A 20,145-nucleotide genomic window follows, 5' to 3' on the forward strand; every position below is an offset into this window, starting at 1 on the left:
CTCTAACCGGAGGAGAACACCCATGCGCCGCACAGCGCTACTGGCCGGAGTCGCCGCCACGGCACTCCTGCTCACCGCCTGCTCGTCCAACGACGGCGGGTCGACGTCGACCGCCGACAAGGACATGACGGCAGAGATCAGCTACGCCTACTGGGATGCCACCCAGGAGAAGGCGATCGACCAGATCATCGAGGAATTCAACGAGGAGTACCCGAACATCACGGTGAAGACGGATGTCACGCCGTACTCCGAGTTCTTCGGCAAGCTCCAGACCCAGGCTTCGTCGGACACGCTGCCCGACGTCTTCTGGATGAACGGCCCGAACTTCCAGCTCTACGCCTCGAACGACAAGCTCGAGCCCGTGACCGACGCCGTCGACCCGGCGAACTACCCGCAGGCGCTCAACGACCTGTATTCGTTCGACGGCACCCAGTACGGCGTGCCGAAGGACTACGACACGGTCGCGGTGTTCTACAACAAGGCGCTGTTCGACCAGGCGGGCGTCGAGTACCCGACCGAGGGCTGGACGTGGGACGAGTTCCACGAGAAGGCCAAGGCCATCTCCGACGCGCTGAAGGCCGACGGCGTCTACGGCACCGTCAACGGTCTCGCGGGCGGCCAGGAGATGTATTACAACACCATCCTCCAGGCCGGTGGCGAGGTCATCTCGGCCGACAGCACGACGTCGGGTTACGACAGCCCCGAGGCGATCGCGGGCCTGCAGTTCGTCGCCGACCTCATCGCCGACGGCTCGGCTCCGACGCTCCAGCAGCTCTCCGACACCCCGCAGAACGTGTGGTTCGTGAACGGCAAGTCGGCCATGTTCTGGTCGGGCACCTGGTCGAACGCGGAGCTCCGCGAGTCCGCGATCGTCGACGACATCGAGGTCGCGCCCCTGCCGAAGGACGAGCGGGAGGCGACCGTGATCCACGGTCTCGCGAACGTCGTCGCGAAGTCGTCGAAGAACAAGGCCGCCGCGCAGGCGTTCCAGAACTTCCTCGCCTCCGACCGTGCCGCAGTCATCCAGGCCGAGGCGGGAGCCGCTCTCCCCGCGTTCAACGGCACGCAGGAGGCGTTCGTCGCCTCGGCGCCGTACAACCTGCAGGTCTTCCTCGACGAGGCCGAGAACTCCTCGTTCCCGTACCCCGTCTCGAAGAACACCGCAGCGTGGAACCAGCTCGAGAACGAACTGCTCCCCGCCGCGTTCTCGGGCGAGCGCCCCGTCGCCGAGGTGGCGAAGGAACTCGCAGAGAAGATGAACGAAGCACTGGCCGAAGAGAACGAATGACCTCCTCAGCAGTCCACGAGGTCGGCGTCGCAGCTCCCGCTGCGGCGCCGGCCCCGCCGGCCGGTCGCAGCAAGCGGCGCGGCCGCAGCGACCTCGGCTGGGCGCTCGTCTTCGTGCTGCCGCTGTTCGCGGGCGTCGCCCTGTTCTACCTGTGGCCGATCGTGCGCAACTTCTGGTTCAGCTTCACCGAGTGGGGCCCCTTCGGCGATTCCGAGTGGGTCGGGTTCGACAACTACGCAGAACTCATCACCGATGCCACGATGGGCCGCGCCATTCTGAACACCCTCGGGTACACGGCGATCCTGCTCTGCGGCATCCCGCTCGCCGTCTATTTCGCGAGCCTCCTGAACCGCCCCGGCCTTCGATTCGCCAGTGTGTTCCGTGCCGCGTTCTTCCTGCCGTACGTCGCGATGCCCGCGGCCATCTCCATGGTCTGGCGCATCATCTACAACGGCGACTTCGGCATCTTGAACTACATGCTCTCGCTCATCGGCATCGACGGCCCGAGCTGGCTCTCGACCGAGGGGGTGGCCCTCGTCGCCGTGGCCCTGGTCGGCGTCTGGATCTCGCTCGGCTTCAACCTCATCATCCTGTCGGCGGGCATGAAAGGCATCCCCGTCGAGCTCTACGAGGCTGCGTCGCTCGACGGCGCGACGCGATGGAAGCAGTTCACGACCATCACCGTGCCGCTGCTCACCCCCTCGATCTTCTTCGTCTCGGTGATGACCGTCATCTCGGGCTTCCAGCTCTTCGACCTGCTGTATGCGCTCATGGGCACGACGAACCCCGCCATCGACAAGACCCAGTCGGTCGTCTACTACTTCTTCACGAACATCAAGACGGGCGACAACGGGTATGCGGCGGCCATCGGCGTCGTGATCCTCCTCCTCGTCGGCATCTTCACGGTGTTGCAGTTCCGACTCCAGAAGAAATGGGTCACCTATGTCTAAGCGCCCAGTCGGCGCGCGCGAGTCGAACACCATCGCGTATGTCGTGCTTACGGTCGGGGCGGTCGTGATGATCTTCCCCTTCGTCTGGCAGCTCATCATGTCGCTCGGCACGAACGCCGACGTCATCTCGATCCCGCCGTCGTTCTGGCCGTCGGAGTTCAAGCCCGAGAACTACGCGAACGTGTTCGACCGTGTCCCGTTCCTCAGCCAGTTCGGGGTGTCGGTCGCGATCACGGTGATCCGCACGATCGGTCAGCTCGTGCTGTGCTCGATGGCGGGGTACGCGTTCGCGCGCATGTACTTCCCGTTCAAGGGCGTCGTGCTCGCCTTGATCCTCGCGATCCTCATGGTGCCGCCGCAGGTCTATCTCCTGCCGCAGTACCAGATCATCCAAGGGCTCGGCTGGCTCAACACCGTCATCGGCATCGCGGCACCAGGCATCTTCAGTGCGTTCGGCACGTTCATGATGCGGCAGTTCTTCATGGGCCTCCCGCCGGAGCTCGAGGAGGCAGCCCGCCTCGACGGAGCGAACCAGTTCCAGATCTTCTGGAAGATCATGCTGCCGCTCGCGAAGCCCGGACTCTCGGCGCTCGCGATCATCACCGTGCTGTGGTCGTGGAACGACCTGCTCTGGCCGCTCATCGTCGCGACGAGCGCCGAGAGCATGCCGCTCTCCGCCGGTATCGCGACCCTCACGAGCGGTCGCACGATCACCGACTATCCGATGCTCCTCGCGGCGGCGATGATGGCGATGGCACCGGTGCTCCTCCTCTTCCTCTTCATGCAGCGCCGAGTCATCGACGGCGTCGCATTCTCCGGACTCAAATGAACGGCGTTGCTCCACCCATGACCACACCCCTCCGCGTCGGCCTCATCGGCGCCGGCGCAATCTCCCACGCGCATGTGCCGGGCTGGCTCGCGCTCGGCGCGCGGATCACCGTGTACTCGCAGGCGGGCTCGCACGAACTCGCCGCGCGCTACGGCCTCGAGGTCGCCGAGTCCCTCGACGAGCTGTGGCCGGGCGTCGACGTGATCGACATCGTCACCCCGACGTCGACGCACGCCGAGTTCGCACTCGCGGCCATCGGGCGCGGCAAGCACGTCGTGTGCGAGAAGCCGCTCGCGCGTACGGCTGCCGACTCGGCCGCGGTCGTCGAGGCGGCGGAACGCACCGGAGTACGGCTCTTCCCGGCGCACGTCGTGCGCTACTTCCCCGAGTTCCTCGCGGCACGCGGGGCGATCGCGGCGGGGCGCATCGGGCGGCCCGCGGTGTTCCGGTTCCGGCGCCAGAGCGCGGCGCCGCAAGCGGCCTGGTTCTTCGACGACGCCGTCTCGGGCGGCATCGTCATGGACCAGATGATCCACGACCTCGACCAGGCCGAGTGGCTCGGCGGCCCGGTGCGTCGCGTCTTCGCTCGGCTGCAACGCCGGGGCGGGGCGGTGGCCCCGGTGGTCGCGGCCCAGGTCGTGCTCGACCACGAGTCGGGCCTGATCAGCCACGTGCACGGAACGTGGGGGAGTCCGGCGCTGCCGTTCTCGTACTCGTTCGACCTCGCGGGCGACACCGGCGTACTGCGCTTCGACTCCGCGCGCGACGACACCGTGCGGGCGGTGTTCCCGCCCGTCGAGCCCGGTGGGTACCTGCCGGAGACGAGCGGGGCCGAGAGCCCGTATTCCGTAGAGATCGCCGACTTCGCGCGGGCCATCCGCTCCGGAGGACCTGCTCGGGTCGACGGGGCCGACGGCGTCCGCGCGGTACGCATCGCCGAGGCCGCCCTCGAGTCGATCGAGCGCGGCCTGCCGGTCGAGGTCCAGCCGACCGGCGAGGTGGATGCCTCGACCGACGACACCCTGATCGGAGCCCGCGCATGAACCGCACGACCGAACCACTGCGCATCGGCATCCTGTCGTTCGCGCACCCGCACGTCGAGGCGTACGCCCGTTCGCTCCTCGCACGGGGCGTCGAGGTCTTCGGCACCGACCTCACGCCGTACGACGCGGGGACGCAGCGCGGCGCCGAGCTCGCCGAGCGCCTCGGCATCGAGTACCTCGACGACGTCGACGCCGTGCTCGCCCGCGCGCCGCACGGCGTCATCGTCACCGCAGAGAACGCGAGGCATCGCGAGCTCGCGCTCGCGGCATTCGCCGCCGGCGCACATGTGCTCTGCGAGAAGCCGATCGCGACCGAGCCGGCCGACGCCCTCGCGATGGTCGAGGCCGCCGATGCCGCGGGAGTCACGCTCATGACCGCGTACCCGGTGCGTTTCGCGCCGTCGTTCCGCGAGCTCGTGGCCCGGGTGCGTGCAGGGCAGTTCGGCGAGATCCTCGCCGTCTCCGGCACGAACAACGGCAAGATCCCGCTCGACCGCAGCTGGTTCACCAACGAGGCCGCCGCCGGAGGCGGCGCACTCGTCGATCATGTCGTGCACTGCGCCGACCTCCTCGACGAACTGCTCGGCGAGACCGCCCAGGAGGTCTACGCGACGGCGAACCGCATTCTGCACGCCGATCGTGGTGTCGAGGTCGAGACGGGGGGCGTCGTGTCGATCGCCTATCCGTCGGGGGTCATCGCGACGATCGACTGCTCGTGGAGCCAGCCCGACTCGGCGGCCACCTGGGGCGGGCTCACACTGGAGGTGCACGGCACGCGAGGGTCGATGCGGATCGATCCCTTCGCCGCTCACATCTCGGGGTACGGAACGGGCGGTGCGACCTGGGACGCGTTCGGCTCCGATCTCGACGAGCTCATGATCGACGAGTTCCTCGGGGCCGTCGGCGACTCGCGGGCACCGGTTCCCGACGGCTCGGTCGGGGTTCGCACGCTCGCAGTCGTCGACGCGGCGAAGCGGTCGGTGCGCTCGGGGCTGCCTGAGGGCGTGCACGCGACGGCCTGAACCGATGCCGTAGACGGCGCCCCGCAGCATCCGCCCACCGACACTATCGGGGCCGCTGCGGGGCGCCGCTTCGCATCTCACGGGCGCGGGATCCCGGTTATACCGGACATCCGCGAACAAATCAAGAATCCGGCTGGACTTGGCGCGTCGGATCGCATATAGTTGAGCTTTGCGCTCCCAGACCCTGCATGCCTTCATATTGCGGTCGGCTTCGTGTGTGCCGAGATCCTGTGATCTCCGGCGTCGCACCATGTCTGAGGGGTACTGAACTCTCTCCGCTACCGACAGTGAACCGGCCCGACGGGGCCATGGAGGTTATTCACTTGGCTGCTGCGCGCAACGCGACCACGCCCACCCCCAAGAACGGACGCGGTGCAAGCCGCCTCTCGTTCGCGAAGATCGCCGATACCCTCACGGTACCCGACCTCCTCGCACTCCAGACCGAGAGCTTCGACTGGCTCGTCGGCAACGACGCGTGGAAGGCGCGCGTCGCCGAAGCCCAGTCGGCCGGTCGCACCGATCTGCCCGAGGCCACCGGTCTCGAGGAGATCTTCGAGGAGATCTCGCCGATCGAAGACCTCGGCGAGACCATGCAGCTCTCGTTCACGAACCCCGAGCTCGAGCCGCCGAAGTACACGATCGACGAGTGCAAAGAGAAGTCGAAGACCTACTCCGCCCCGCTCTACGTGAACGCGGAGTTCATGAACCACCTCACGGGTGAGATCAAGACCCAGACGGTCTTCATGGGCGACTTCCCGCTCATGACCCCCAAGGGCACCTTCGTCATCAACGGCACCGAGCGCGTCGTCGTCTCGCAGCTCGTCCGTTCGCCCGGCGTCTACTTCGAGCGCACCCCCGAGAAGACCAGCGACAAAGACATCTACTCGGCCCGCGTCATCCCGAGCCGCGGCGCCTGGCTCGAGTTCGAGATCGACAAGCGCGACCAGGTCGGCGTCCGCATCGATCGCAAGCGCAAGCAGTCGGTCACGGTGTTCCTGAAGGCCCTCGGCCTCACCTCGGAAGAGATCCTCGAGGAGTTCGCCGGGTACGAGTCGATCGCCCTCACCCTCGAGAAGGACAACATCCTCACGAAGGAAGAGGCGCTCAAGGACATCTACCGCAAGCTCCGTCCGGGCGAGCAGGTCGCCGCCGAGGCCGCGCGTGCGCTGCTCGACAACTTCTACTTCAACCCGAAGCGCTACGACCTCGCGAAGGTCGGCCGGTACAAGATCAACCAGAAGCTCGGCCTCGAGGCCCCCCTCACCGACTCGGTGCTGACCGTGCAAGACATCGTCGCCACGATCAAGTACCTCGTCGCCCTCCACGACGAGCGCGAGACGCTGCCCGGCCGCCGCGGCGGCAAGGCGGTCGACCTCCGCCTCGACGTCGACGACATCGACAACTTCGGCAACCGTCGCATCCGCGCGGTCGGCGAGCTCATCCAGAACCAGGTGCGCACCGGCCTCAGCCGCATGGAGCGCGTCGTCCGCGAGCGCATGACGACGCAGGACATCGAGGCGATCACCCCGCAGACCCTGATCAACGTGCGACCCGTCGTCGCCGCGATCAAGGAGTTCTTCGGCACCTCGCAGCTCTCGCAGTTCATGGACCAGAACAACCCGCTCGCGGGTCTGACCCACAAGCGCCGCCTCTCGGCGCTCGGCCCCGGTGGTCTCTCGCGCGACCGCGCCGGCGTCGAGGTCCGAGACGTCCACCCCTCGCACTACGGCCGCATGTGCCCGATCGAGACTCCCGAAGGCCCGAACATCGGCCTCATCGGCTCGCTCGCGTCGTTCGCGCGCATCAACTCGTTCGGTTTCATCGAGACGCCGTACCGCAAGGTCGTCGGAGGCCGGGTCACCGACCAGATCGACTACCTCACCGCGATGGAGGAGAACGACTTCATCGTCGCTCAGGCCAACGCACCGCTCAAGGCCGACGGCCACTTCTCGGAGGAGCGCGTGCTCGCCCGTCAGAAGGGCGGCGAGGTCGACCTGATCCCCGCCGACGAGATCGGCTACATGGATGTCTCGCCGCGCCAGATGGTGTCGGTCGGCACCTCGCTCATCCCGTTCCTCGAGCACGACGACGCGAACCGCGCCCTCATGGGTGCGAACATGCAGCGTCAGGCGGTGCCGCTGCTCCGCAGCGACTCGCCGTTCGTCGGCACCGGTATGGAGGGCTACGCCGCGATCGACGCCGGTGACGTCATCACCGCCGACAAGGCCGGTGTCGTCGTCGAGGTCTCGGCCGACTCCGTCACGGTCCAGCTCGACGAGGGCGGCACGCAGAGCTACTTCCTGCGCAAGTTCGACCGCTCGAACCAGGGCACCTCGTACAACAACCGCGTCATCGTGAACGCGGGCGACCGCGTCGAGGCCGGCGAGGTCATCGCCGACGGTCCTGCGACCGACAACGGCGAGCTCGCGCTCGGCAAGAACCTGCTCGTCGCGTTCATGCCGTGGGAGGGCCACAACTTCGAGGACGCGATCATCCTCAGCCAGAACCTGGTGAAGGACGACGTCCTCTCCTCGATCCACATCGAGGAGTACGAGGTCGACGCGCGCGACACCAAGCTCGGCAAGGAGGAGATCACCCGTGACCTCCCCAATGTGAGCCCCGACCTGCTGGCCGACCTCGACGAGCGCGGCATCATCCGCATCGGCGCCGAGGTCCGCCCCGGCGACATCCTCGTCGGCAAGGTCACGCCGAAGGGCGAGACCGAGCTCTCGGCCGAAGAGCGCCTCCTCCGCGCGATCTTCAACGAGAAGAGCCGCGAAGTTCGCGACACCTCGCTGAAGGTTCCCCACGGCGAGCAGGGCACGATCATCGCCGTCAAGGTGTTCGACTCCCAAGACGGCGACGACGAGCTCGGCTCGGGCGTCAACCAGCGCGTGGTCGTCTACATCGCCCAGAAGCGCAAGATCACCGAGGGTGACAAGCTCGCCGGCCGCCACGGCAACAAGGGCGTCATCTCGAAGATCCTCCCGGTCGAAGACATGCCGTTCCTCGCGGACGGCACGCCGGTCGACGTCGTGCTCAACCCGCTCGGCATCCCCGGTCGAATGAACTTCGGCCAGGTGCTCGAGACCCACCTGGGCTGGGTTGCGAAGCAGGGCTGGAAGGTCGAGGGCAAGCCCACGTGGGCGAAGCGCCTGCCCGAGGCCGCCCACGAGGCCGCCCCCGGCACCAAGGTCGCCACCCCGGTGTTCGACGGTGCCTTCGAAGAGGAGATCGCGGGTCTGCTCGACTCGACGCTCCCCAACCGCGACGGCGAGCGTCTGATCGACTCGAGCGGCAAGACCCAGCTCTTCGACGGTCGTTCGGGCGAGCCCTTCCCGTACCCGGTCTCGGTCGGCTACATGTACATCCTGAAGCTGCACCACCTCGTCGACGACAAGATCCACGCGCGTTCGACGGGCCCGTACTCGATGATCACCCAGCAGCCGCTCGGTGGTAAGGCGCAGTTCGGTGGCCAGCGATTCGGTGAGATGGAGGTCTGGGCGCTCCAGGCCTATGGCGCCGCATACGCGCTGCAGGAGCTCCTCACGATCAAGTCCGATGACATCCTCGGCCGCGTCAAGGTCTACGAGGCGATCGTCAAGGGCGAGAACATCCAGGAGCCCGGCATCCCCGAGTCCTTCAAGGTGCTCATGAAGGAGATGCAGTCGCTCTGCCTGAACGTCGAGGTCCTCTCGGCAGACGGCACAGCGGTCTCGCTCCGCGACACCGACGACGAGGCCTTCCGCGCTGCGGAAGAGCTCGGCATCAACATCTCCGCGCGCTTCGAGTCGTCGAACATCGACGAGATCTAAGCCTGGCCAGTAGACGACTACAGAGACTTTCCAAGGAGAGAAATTGCTCGACGCAACGACTTTTGACGAGCTTCGCATCGGCCTGGCCACCGCAGAGGACATCCGCAAGTGGTCCTACGGCGAGGTGAAGAAGCCCGAGACCATCAATTACCGCACCCTCAAGCCCGAGAAGGACGGTCTGTTCGGTGAGCAGATCTTCGGCCCGAGCCGCGACTGGGAGTGCGCCTGCGGCAAGTACAAGCGCGTGCGCTTCAAGGGCATCGTGTGCGAGCGCTGCGGCGTGGAGGTCACCAAGTCCTCCGTCCGCCGTGAGCGCATGGGCCACATCGAGCTCGCCGCCCCGGTCACGCACATCTGGTACTTCAAGGGTGTGCCCAGCCGCCTCGGCTACCTGCTCGACATGGCACCGAAAGACCTCGAGAAGGTCATCTATTTCGCCGCCTACATGGTGATCGACGTCGATGAAGAGGGCCGTCACGCCGACATGCCCGGGCTCGAGAACGAGCTCCGTCTCGAGATCAAGACCATCGGCGACCAGCGCGATGCCCGCATCGCGACGCTCATGGCCCGCAAGGAGGAGGAGCTCGCGACGCTCGAGGCCGAAGGTGCCAAGAGCGACCAGCGCAAGCGCGCAGAGGCCGCCGCCGACAAGGAGATGACGCAGGTCCGCAAGTCGGGCGACGAGCAGGTCGCGCACCTCGAACGCGTGTGGGAGGCCTTCCGCACGCTCAAGGTGGGCGAGCTCAAGCCCGAGGACGCCGACTTCCACGAGCTCCAGGACCGTTTCGGCATGTACTTCGACGCCTACATGGGCGCCGAGGCCATCAAGAAGCGTCTCGAGGCGTTCGACCTGGCCGCCGAGGCGGAAGACCTGCACCTGCAGATCGCCGAGGGCAAGGGCCAGAAGAAGATCCGCGCGATCAAGCGCCTCCGCGTCGTCAACTCGTTCCTCGCGACGGGCAACTCGCCCGCCGCGATGGTGCTCGACGTCGTCCCGGTGATCCCGCCCGAGCTCCGCCCGATGGTGCAGCTCGACGGCGGCCGTTTCGCGACCAGCGACCTCAACGACCTCTACCGTCGTGTGATCAACCGCAACAACCGTCTTCGTCGTCTGCTCGACCTCGGTGCCCCCGAGATCATCGTCAACAACGAGAAGCGGATGCTGCAGGAGGCCGTCGACGCGCTGTTCGACAACGGTCGCCGTGGTCGCCCCGTCACCGGTACCGGCAACCGCGCCCTCAAGTCCCTGAGTGACATGCTCAAGGGCAAGCAGGGTCGCTTCCGCCAGAACCTGCTCGGCAAGCGCGTCGACTACTCGGGCCGTTCGGTCATCGTCGTCGGCCCGCAGCTGAAGCTGCACCAGTGCGGTCTGCCCAAGCAGATGGCGCTCGAGCTCTTCAAGCCGTTCGTGATCAAGCGCCTGATCGACCTGAGCCACGCGCAGAACATCAAGGCCGCCAAGCGCATGGTCGAGCGTTCGCGCCCGCAGGTGTGGGACGTCCTCGAAGAGATCATCCGCGAGCGCCCCGTGCTGCTGAACCGTGCACCCACCCTGCACCGTCTCGGCATCCAGGCGTTCGAGCCGCAGCTCGTCGAGGGCAAGGCCATCCAGCTCCACCCGCTCGTCTGCGCCGCCTTCAACGCGGACTTCGACGGCGACCAGATGGCCGTGCACCTTCCGCTCTCGGTCGAGGCTCAGGCCGAGGCGCGCATCCTCATGCTCGCCTCGAACAACATCCTGAAGCCGTCCGACGGCCGCCCGGTGACCCTGCCCTCGCAGGACATGATCATCGGTCTGCACCACCTGACGACCGAGAAGCCCGGCGCAGCCGGCGAGGGCCGCGCGTTCTCGTCGATCGCCGAGGCCATCCTCGCGTTCGACCAGAACCGTCCGGGCGAACTCGAGCTCGACCTCGGCGCCAAGGTGAGGATCCGTCTCGACGGCCTCTACTTCGGCGAGGGCGACGAGCCCGAGGGCTTCGTGCAGGGCAAGCCGTTCCTCATGGAGACGACCCTCGGTCGTGCGCTCTTCAACGAGGCGCTCCCGGTCGACTACCCGTACTTCAACCGCCAGGCCGGCAAGGGCCAGATCTCGGAGATCGTCAACGACCTCGCCGAGCGCTACCCGAAGACCGAGGTGGCCGCGACCCTCGACCGGATCAAGGACGCCGGCTTCCGCTGGGCGACCCGTTCGGGCGTCACCGTCGCGCTCTCCGACATCATCACGCCCCCCTCGAAGGGCGAGATCGTGTCGAAGTACGAGAAGCAGGCCGCCAAGGTGCAGTCGCAGTTCGAGAAGGGTCTCACGACCGACCTCGAGCGTCGTCAGGAGCTCATCCAGATCTGGACCAAGGCCACCGACGAGGTCGCCAAGGCCATGCAGGAGAACTTCCCGACCGACAACACCATCAACCGCATGGTGACCTCGGGCGCTCGTGGTAACTGGCTGCAGGTGCGCAACATCGCCGGCATGCGTGGTCTCGTGAACAACCCGAAGGGTGAGATCATCCCTCGCCCGATCATCTCGAGCTACCGCGAGGGCCTCTCGGTCGCCGAGTACTTCATCGCGACGCACGGTGCCCGCAAGGGTCTGGCCGACACGGCCCTCCGTACGGCCGACTCGGGTTACCTCACGCGTCGTCTGGTGGATGTCTCGCAGGACGTCATCATCCGCGAGGAGGACTGCGGCACGTCGAAGGGCCTCGAGCTCCCGATCGCCACGGTCGATTCCTCGGGCGAGCTCGTCCGCGACCCGAACGTCGAGAACTCGGTGTTCGCCCGTTCGCTCGCCGCTGACGCGGTGAACGCCAAGGGCGAGGTCGTCGCCGAGGCCGGCAGCGACGTCGGCGACGTGCTCATCAACGAGCTCATCGCCGCGGGCGTCGAGTCGATCCGGGTCCGCTCGGTCCTCACCTGCGAGTCCGCCGTCGGCGTCTGCGCGAAGTGCTACGGCCGGTCGCTCGCGACCGGCAAGCTCGTCGACATCGGCGAGGCCGTCGGCATCATCGCGGCACAGTCGATCGGTGAGCCCGGCACGCAGCTGACGATGCGTACCTTCCACACCGGTGGTTCGGCCTCGGCCGATGACATCACGCAGGGTCTGCCCCGCGTGCAGGAGCTCTTCGAGGCACGTACCCCCAAGGGTGCGTCGCCCATCGTCGAGGCTCCCGGTCGCATCACGATCGACGAGACCGACAAGCAGCGCAAGGTCATCCTCACGCCCGACAACGGCGACGAGCCGATCGCGTACAACGTGCTCAAGCGTTCGACCCTCCTGGTCGAGGACGGCCAGCACGTCGAACTCGGTCAGCAGCTGATCGTCGGCACCGTCGACCCGAAGGAGGTCCTCCGGGTCAAGGGCGTCCGCGAGGTGCAGAAGCACCTCGTGAACGGCGTGCAGGACGTCTACCGTTCGCAGGGCGTGCCGATCCACGACAAGCACATCGAGGTCATCGTGCGCCAGATGCTGCGCAAGGTCACCGTCGTCGACCACGGCGACACCGACCTGCTTCCCGGCGAGCTCGTCGACCGGCTGAAGTACAACGGCATCAACCGTGCGACGCTCACCGAGGGCAAGAAGACGGCGTCGGCTCGCCAGGAGGTCATGGGTATCACGAAGGCCTCGCTCGCGACCGAGTCGTGGCTGTCGGCCGCGTCCTTCCAGGAGACGACCCGCGTGCTCACGCAGGCCGCCATGGAGGGCAAGAGCGACCCGCTGGTCGGCCTCAAGGAGAACGTCATCATCGGCAAGCTGATCCCCGCCGGCACCGGTCTGCAGAAGTACCGGAACGTCGCGGTGGAGGCCACGGAGGAGGCGAAGGCGGAGCGCTACCCGAACCGCATCTTCACCGACGACGCCGCCTTCAGCGAGGGCGACCTCAGCTTCGTCGACTTCGACGCGTTCTCGAGCGACGACTTCACGCCCGGCAACTACAGCTGATCCCGGTCTCACGAGCCGGCGTGCGCTCCGGCTCGTGAGCCAGACGAAGGGCCTCGGAGCGATCCGGGGCCCTTCGTCGTTCCCAGGGCGTGGACGAGCACGAGGTCGAGGCGAAAACGCCGCGGGATCCGCGCGGCGCGGAGCGGCGGCCGCCGTGCGGCGATACAGTTGGCGCACCGCGGGCGCGTGGGCGCCCGGAAGGAGCGCGATCATGAGCAGCACGACTCCCGGACCCGGGTCGGACGACGAGATGCGAGGCGACGAGGCCATCGAGCCCGAAGCGTCCGCCGAGCCGAACAGCGGAGTGGAGTCGCCGGTCGCGGACGACGACCGGCCGGCGCCTGCGGACGACGGGGCGGAGGAGCCCGGCGAGCCCGCCGCGGCCACGTCTGCGACGCCCGCAGAGACGACCGGGTCGGCTGTCGACGACGGCGGTGACGCGGCGACGGTCGCAGACCCCATCGAGCCGGATGCCACGACGCCGGCGTCGTTCGACGAGCCCGAGCGTGAGCCCCTCGACGAGCCCGAGTCCGCCGAGGCATCCGAGACGAGCGCGCTCGACGCCGCGGTGCTGCGGGCGAACGCCCGAGCTGAGGCCTCCGCACCGGTCGATGGCGAACCCAACGGAATCGACGACGCCGAAGCGGCGCCCCAGCCGGTGCCCGCGGGGTCCGTCCGTCGCGAGACCTTCGTGCCTGCGTCGACGGCCGCCGTCGCGGCGGCGTCGGGTGCGGCCACGCTCTCGCCGGAGACGGTGGCCGAGCCGACCACCCCGTTCGGCGCGCAGACGGTCTACGTCCAGGCGCCCGATCAACCTCGGGCGCAGGGCAATCGGGCGTTCGGGGCGCTCGTCGCGCTCATCGGCGCCGCCCTGTTCGCGGCGCTCTACGCGGCGGTCGCCTATCTGCTGCTGCTGAGTCAGGGCGATGCCGCGGAGGTGAACACCGTCTTCCTCGAGCGGTTCCTCGCGAAGCCCGTGTACTGGGTGCCGATCGTCGCCTTCTTCGTCGGCTTCGCGCTGCTGGCCGCGATCGTGAATCGCGGTCGATGGTGGGCGTATGTCGTGTTCGGTCTGCTCGTCGGGGTCTTCGTGTACTTCTCGTACCTCGGCGGGGCGCTGCTCACCGTCGAGGCGTGGACCCTCACCTTCGACGAGGCGCAGACGTTCATCGCGCAGCGCTGGCTCGACCCGTTCGCGATCGTGGCGGGCGTGATCGCTCGTGAGATCCCGATCTGGCTGGGCGGGTGGATCGCGGCGCGCGGGCGCACGGTGACCGAGCGCAACCGCCTCGCGCTCGAGGCGTACGACCGCGAACTCGCCGCCGGGCCCCGTCCGCAGTCGCTCGGCTGATCGCGACCGCCGCGGGCGGCTGTGCAGAACGCACGGCGGAGACGGAGCCTGCGGGTACGCTCGTCAGACGGGGATGGTGACTCCTCCCCATCGACAGCGTGCCCACGATCGCGTTGGGTAGCAGCTTGGACCACCCTGCCGACCTGCGGACTCGAGGAGCGACGTGAGCGTCACCATGGACATCGATGACGAGCCGACGCCCGGTCTCCGACCCGATGGTCGGCCTGATCCCGGGTACGCTCGCGCGATCGGGCTCGTGCCCGCGCCGAGCGGACGCCGCGCCGGAGCCTTCGCGCTCGACGCCGTCATCTGGGCGGTACTCGCGACGCCGACCCTGATCGGGGTGCTGCTGCTCATCGACCCGGTGATCGCCTCCGGCGGCGACCCGACTCGCCTCGGTTCGGCCTCTGCGGGCCAGCTCATCGCGATCGCGATCGGGCAGACGCTCGTCTTCGTCTTCGGCCTCGTGCAGCTCGTCCTGCACGGCCGGCGCGGGGTCACGGTCGGCAAGGCGGCGGCGGGCCTCCGGTCCGTGAGCGTCCGCGACTTCGGGCCGGCCGGCTTCTGGCGCATCGTGCTGCGCGCGCTCGTGCTCTGGGCGGGCCAACTCGTGGTGCCGCTCGTCGGCCCGGCGATCCTCTTCGCCTCGGGCGCCTGGGATCCCGAGCGGCGCGGTCGCTCCTGGCTCGATCGGGTCGGCGGATGCTACGTGGTCGACGCGCGACGCGCGCTCGACCCGTTCGACGCCCGGGCCATGCGACGGGCCCGACGGGTCGCCGCCGCACCGCCCGAGGCCGAGGCGGTCCGACTCCCGTCGCTCGCGAGCGACCGCGCGCCGGGCGCCGGCCTCCACGTTCCCGCCGAGCGCTCGAGCTCAGGTGTCGTCTCGTCGGGGGCGTCGAGCCACGGCGAGTGGGCGCCGCCGCCCGTCGGTGTGCCGGCGGGGCCTGCACAGGTCCGCCCGGTCGCCGCTGCGGTTGCGGCGCCTGCCGCATCCTCGCCGCCCGCTGCACGCGCTGCGCCGCCGCCGTCCGCTGCACCCCTGCGCGTCATCCTCCGTTTCGACGACGGCACCTCGGTCGAGGCATCCGACTTCGGACTGCTCGGCCGCGCACCCGTCGGCGGGGCGACGCCCGCCCAGCTCGTCCCGGTCGATGACCCCACGAAACGGATCTCGAAGGTGCATGCCGAGTTCGGCGCACGCGACGGGGCCTTCTGGCTCGCCGATCGCGGGTCGACCAACGGCACCGAGGTGCGGCATCCCGACGGTCGCGCCGAGACGTTGGAACCCGGGGTCCGGGTCGCGCTCGGAGCCGGCACCGTCGTCGTCATCGGTGGGCGCAGCTTCACCATTGAGACTGAGCCCGGAAGGTAAGGCATGAAGCTCAAACTCGGACTCCGCCGACAGCAGGGTGCGCCCGTCGATCTCGTCATCACTGCGGACGCGACGGCGACGGTCGGCGACGTCGCCCGCGCTATCGCGACGAACGACCCGACGTCACCGCTGATCGGCGCTGCGTCGGGCGTGACCCTCGCCGTCGCGCCGCCCACATCGAGCGAACCGGTCGTTCTCGATCCGCAGGTACTCATCGGCGACGCCCCCATCGGCTCGGGCTTCAATGCCGCGGTCGTCGCGCACGCGCCGCGGCCGAGTGGCGCGGCGGCGGCGGCGATCGCCGTGATGCGGATCCTCTCCGGGCCGGATGCAGGCCGTGAGTTCGGTCTTCCCCGAGGGGCGAGCATCATCGGCCGTGCGGCGGACGCGGAGCTCGTACTGGCCGACTCGCTCGTCTCGAAGCGGCATGCGCGCGTCGAGGTCGACAACTCGATCGAACTCGTCGACCTCAATTCGGCGAACGGCCTCATCGTCGACGGAGGGCTCGTCCAGCGTGTCCGGGTGATCCCGGGTCAGGTCATCACCATCGGCGGTACCGATGTCTCGTTCGACCTCGCCGTGAGCGCCGCCGACGCGCCCGACGACTCGGTGCTCGAGCGCGGCGGCGCCCTCATGTTCAACCGGTCGCCTCGCGTCGAGGTGCGGTATCCCGGTACCGCGCACAAGAAGCCGCAGGTTCCCAGCGAGGCGAACCCCCGCATGTTCCCGTGGCCGATGGTGGTCTCGCCGGTGCTCATGGGTCTCGCGATCTTCGCCTTCACACAACGTCCGATGTCGCTGCTGATCGTGTTCATGTCGCCGCTCATGATGCTCGGCAACTTCATCGGCCAGCGCACCCAGAGCGGCAAGAAGCTGGCGCAGGAGGTCGAGACGTTCGAGATCCAGATCGAGGAGCTCGAAGAGAAGCTGACTTCGGAGCGCTCGGTGGAGCGCGCGCGCCGTCACGCCGAGTCCCCGGCGGTCGCCGTCGTCTACGAAGGGGCGATGCGTCTGGGCCCCCTGCTGTGGACCAGACGCCCCGAGCACTGGAACTTCCTCGCGCTTCGGCTCGGAATCGGACGTGCCTCGAGCCGCAACTCGATCGACGACACGAGCGCATCGACGAACGGCATCGCGAAGTACGAGCGGCAGGTGACGAAGCTCAGGGAGCAGTTCGCCGAGATCGATGACGTGCCGATCGTCGAGCTCCTGCCCAGCTCGGGCGCGATCGGGGTGGCCGGGCCGACCCACTATTCCGCCGACGTCGTTCGCGGGCTCTGCATCCAGTTGTTCGGCCTGCACGCACCGCACGAGGTGATCGCGGCCGCGATCGTCGATCCGGTGTGGTCGCGCGAACTCGAGTGGCTCAAGTGGCTGCCCCACACGTCGAGCTCGCGCAATCCGTTCGCCGAGTTCGCGCTCGCCGACAGCCAGTCGGCCGGCACCGCGCTGTTGAACGCCCTCGAGGAGGCGATCCTCGATCGCCTCGCCGGGACGGCGTCGCGACGGGGTCCGCTTCGCGAGGACGACACCACGATGACGCTCGGAGCCCAGGTCGGATCGGCGAGCGACCGGGTGCCCGGGGTACCCGGCGATCTCGCCATGGTGCTCATCGTGTCGGCGGACGCTCCGGTCGATCGGCCGCGGCTCACCCAACTCATCGAACGAGGGGCCGACGCCGGCATCTACACGATCTTCGTCGGCCCGAGCGTCGAATCGCTCCCTGCAGCCTGCCGCACGTTCATCGACGCCGGCCAGGGCCTCGACGACGCACGCATCGGGTACGTCCGCGCGGGCGAGGAATACGCAACGGTCCGCGTCGAGGGCGTCTCGAACCAGTACGCCGAGCTGTTCGCGCGACGGCTCGCCCCCGTCGTCGACGCGAGCACCGTGACGGTCGACTCGAGCGATCTCCCGCGCAGCGTCTCGATGGTCGGACTCATCGGACACGAACTCGTCGAGCAGCCCTCGTCGGTCATCGAGCGCTGGAGGCAGAACAACTCGGTGCTCGATCGTTCGGGCGTCGCGCTGGGCAGGCTGAAGCGCGCGGGCACGCTGAAGGCCTTCATCGGCCAGGGCAGTCCAGATGCCATGTCGCTCGATCTGCGCACGCAGGGGCCGCACGCGTTGGTCGGCGGCACGACGGGTGCCGGCAAGAGCGAGTTCCTCCAGGCCTGGGTACTCGGCATGGCTGCGGAGTACAGCCCCGACCGGGTCACCTTCCTCTTCGTCGACTACAAGGGCGGTTCAGCCTTCGCCGACTGCGTCGACCTCCCTCATTGCGTCGGACTCGTCACCGACCTCAGCCCTCACCTGGTGCGCCGTGCTCTGACCAGTCTTCGAGCGGAGCTTCACCACCGTGAGCACCTCTTCAACCGGAAGAAGGCGAAGGACCTGCTCGAGCTCGAGAAGCGGCGCGACCCCGACTGTCCGCCGGCGTTGGTGCTCGTGATCGACGAGTTCGCGGCGCTCGCCGGCGAGGTGCCCGAGTTCGTCGACGGCGTCGTCGACATCGCGCAGCGGGGCCGGTCGCTCGGCATCCACCTCATCATGGCGACACAGCGCCCCGCCGGCGTCATCAAGGACAACCTGAGGGCGAACACCAACCTGCGGGTCGCGTTGCGCATGGCGGACGAGTCCGATTCGCGCGACGTGGTCGGAGACGGTGTCGCCGGAACGTTCGACCCGTCGCTTCCGGGCCGCGGAATCGCGAAGACCGGACCCGGTCGACTCGTTCCGTTCCAGTCCGCGTACTCAGGCGGCTGGACGACCAACGAGGTCGCCGAGGCGGAGGTTCGCGTGGCAGAGCTGCGTTTCGGTTCGATGATCCTCTGGGAGGCGGAGTCCGAGCCCGAGTCCGATTCGCACGACGAGGATCTCGGGCCCAATGATCAGAAGCGGATGGTCCGGAGCTTCGTGGCGGCGGCGGTCGAGGCCGGAATCCCCGCCCCGCGTCGACCCTGGCTCGACGATCTCGCGACGACCGTCGACATCCAGGATCTTCCGGTCGGCGGCGATTCGAGTATCACACTCGGCCTCGCCGATGTCCCGGAACGTCAGCTGCAGGAGGCGATGTCGTTCGTGCCCGACCGCGACGGTGCCATGCTCATCTACGGCACGAGCGGCTCCGGGAAGTCGACCGCGTTGCGCACGATCGCCGCGGCCGCAGGCATGCGTCCCGACCTCGGCTCAGCCGAGGTGTACGGGCTCGACTTCGGCTCGGGCGCGCTGCGCTCGCTCGAGGCGCTGCCGCACGTGGGCTCGATCATCGCCGGCGACGACGCCGAGCGCGTCCAGCGCCTGCTTCGCACACTCAACGAGCTGCTCGACCGGCGCGGGAAGCTGTTCAGCGACGCGCATGCCGCGAGCCTCAGCGAGTACCGGGCGATCACCGGGCAGGACGAACCCCGAGTCATCCTGCTCATCGACGGGTTCGGACAGTTCAAGGCCGAGTGGGACTCGACGACCGTCCGGATGCCGTTCTACAACGTGTTCATGCGCATCCTCGGCGAGGGCCGCCCGCTCGGCGTTCATGCGGTCGCGACGGCCGACCGTGCCGGCGCAGTGCCGACGGCGGTGAGTGCGAACATCACCAAGCGCATCGTGCTCCGGCTCTCCGACGAGTCGGCCTACCAGGTGCTCGGGGTGCCCAAGGACGTGCTCGGAGAGCGCTCGGTGCCGGGTCGTGCGATCGTCGAGGGGCTCGAGACGCAACTGGCCGCCGTCGGCGGCTCGTCGAACGTCGCGGAACAGTCGAAGGCCTTGGAGCAGCTCGCCGAGCGGCTTCGCAGTGTGGGTGCCCGGGAGGTGCCGGCGATCGGTGCGCTGCCGACGTCGTACCCCGCGGCCTCCCTGCCGGACTCGGTCGGCGAGTGGCCGGCGCTCGGGCTCGGCGACGACACCCTCGCGCCCGTCGGTTTCGAGCCGGTCGGCACCTTCATCGTCACCGGGCCGCCGCAGAGCGGCAAGACGACCGCGATGCGGGCGCTCATCGACTCGGTCCGCCGTTTCGACCCGGAGGTGCAGCTCTTCCACATTGCGGGACGTCGGGCGCAGCTCGCCGACTACGCGCCGTGGGTGCGCAGCGCCACCGCGGTCGACCAGGTGAAGCTGCTCGCGAAGGAGCTGGCCGAGGTGTTGGTCGACGAGACCATGCCGAAGCGGATCATGATCGTCGTCGAAGGCGTCACCCAGTTCGCCGATTCCGATGCCGAACGGTCGATGAAGGAGATGTTCCAGGCCGTGAACCGCAGCGATCACTTCCTGATCGGCGACGCCGATGTGTCGATGCTGTCGAGCGGGTTCGGATTCGTCGGCGACTTCAAGGCCGGTCGCCGCGGTATCGCGCTGCGTCCCGACTCCTTCGACGGCGACTCGGTGTTCAAGACGCCGTTCCCGAAGGTCAAGCGCAGCGAGTTCCCCGAGGGCCGCGGGATCTTCGTGCAGAACGGCCGCACCATGATCGTGCAGATGCCGACGGTCGACGCGCCGAGCGCCTGAGGATGGGGAGTGCTGCCCATTCTCGGTCGCGG

10 protein-coding genes are annotated in these 20,145 nt (G+C 68.2%); all 10 read left to right on the forward strand.

The annotated features are described in order from the left end of the window. Positions 1-22: 22 nt before the first annotated feature. The 10 genes from H516_RS0110635 (at position 23) to H516_RS0110680 (ending at position 20,113) form a co-directional block, all read left to right on the forward strand. Positions 23-1,288: an ABC transporter substrate-binding protein gene (locus H516_RS0110635; protein WP_022889699.1), complete on the forward strand. Its 1,266-nt coding sequence runs from the start codon at positions 23-25 to the stop codon at positions 1,286-1,288. Further along, complete coding sequence (locus tag H516_RS0110640) at positions 1,285-2,238, forward strand: carbohydrate ABC transporter permease (RefSeq protein WP_022889700.1); 954 nt, start codon at positions 1,285-1,287, stop codon at positions 2,236-2,238. Before H516_RS0110635 ends, H516_RS0110640 begins: the two co-directional genes overlap by 4 nt. Beyond that, positions 2,231-3,067: a carbohydrate ABC transporter permease gene (locus tag H516_RS0110645; RefSeq protein ID WP_022889701.1), complete on the forward strand. Its 837-nt coding sequence runs from the start codon at positions 2,231-2,233 to the stop codon at positions 3,065-3,067. Before H516_RS0110640 ends, H516_RS0110645 begins: the two co-directional genes overlap by 8 nt. Positions 3,068-3,084: 17 nt before the next feature. Continuing rightward, on the forward strand, positions 3,085-4,110 hold the full coding sequence (locus tag H516_RS19645) for a Gfo/Idh/MocA family protein (RefSeq protein WP_051138797.1): 1,026 nt from the start codon (positions 3,085-3,087) through the stop codon (positions 4,108-4,110). Next, positions 4,107-5,132 carry a Gfo/Idh/MocA family protein gene (locus tag H516_RS0110655; RefSeq protein ID WP_022889703.1) on the forward strand — a complete coding sequence of 342 codons (1,026 nt, stop codon included), beginning with the start codon at positions 4,107-4,109 and terminating at the stop codon, positions 5,130-5,132. The genes H516_RS19645 and H516_RS0110655 overlap by 4 nt, the downstream gene beginning before the upstream one ends. 323 nt (positions 5,133-5,455) lie before the next feature. After that, on the forward strand, positions 5,456-8,947 hold the full coding sequence (gene rpoB, locus H516_RS0110660; RefSeq protein ID WP_026378672.1) for a DNA-directed RNA polymerase subunit beta: 3,492 nt from the start codon (positions 5,456-5,458) through the stop codon (positions 8,945-8,947). A gap of 43 nt (positions 8,948-8,990) precedes the next feature. Continuing rightward, on the forward strand, positions 8,991-12,887 hold the full coding sequence (gene rpoC, locus H516_RS0110665; RefSeq protein WP_022889705.1) for a DNA-directed RNA polymerase subunit beta': 3,897 nt from the start codon (positions 8,991-8,993) through the stop codon (positions 12,885-12,887). Positions 12,888-13,098: 211 nt separating this feature from the next. Then, on the forward strand, positions 13,099-14,238 hold the full coding sequence (locus H516_RS21355) for a hypothetical protein (protein ID WP_157432232.1): 1,140 nt from the start codon (positions 13,099-13,101) through the stop codon (positions 14,236-14,238). Positions 14,239-14,401: 163 nt separating this feature from the next. After that, positions 14,402-15,613 (forward strand): RDD family protein, encoded by a 1,212-nt coding sequence (locus tag H516_RS0110675; protein ID WP_157432233.1) that lies wholly within the window; start codon positions 14,402-14,404, stop codon positions 15,611-15,613. Between the two features lie 3 nt (positions 15,614-15,616). Continuing rightward, positions 15,617-20,113, forward strand: a complete 4,497-nt coding sequence (locus tag H516_RS0110680; protein ID WP_022889708.1) for a type VII secretion EssC family protein — start codon at positions 15,617-15,619, stop codon at positions 20,111-20,113. Positions 20,114-20,145: the final 32 nt, after the last annotated feature.

It is taken from the genome of Agromyces italicus DSM 16388 (genome assembly GCF_000421545.1).
Taxonomy (GTDB): Bacteria; Actinomycetota; Actinomycetes; order Actinomycetales; family Microbacteriaceae; genus Agromyces; species Agromyces italicus.

Bases quoted from the DNA above. Each gene is read 5' to 3' on its own strand.
- H516_RS0110635 (WP_022889699.1), top strand. From the start codon at position 23: ATGCGCCGCACAGCGCTACTGGCCGGAGTCGCCGCCACGGCACTCCTG.
- H516_RS0110640 (WP_022889700.1), top strand. From the start codon at position 1,285: ATGACCTCCTCAGCAGTCCACGAGGTCGGCGTCGCAGCTCCCGCTGCG.
- H516_RS0110645 (WP_022889701.1), top strand. From the start codon at position 2,231: ATGTCTAAGCGCCCAGTCGGCGCGCGCGAGTCGAACACCATCGCGTAT.
- H516_RS19645 (WP_051138797.1), top strand. From the start codon at position 3,085: ATGACCACACCCCTCCGCGTCGGCCTCATCGGCGCCGGCGCAATCTCC.
- H516_RS0110655 (WP_022889703.1), top strand. From the start codon at position 4,107: ATGAACCGCACGACCGAACCACTGCGCATCGGCATCCTGTCGTTCGCG.
- H516_RS21355 (WP_157432232.1), top strand. From the start codon at position 13,099: ATGAGCAGCACGACTCCCGGACCCGGGTCGGACGACGAGATGCGAGGC.
- H516_RS0110680 (WP_022889708.1), top strand. From the start codon at position 15,617: ATGAAGCTCAAACTCGGACTCCGCCGACAGCAGGGTGCGCCCGTCGAT.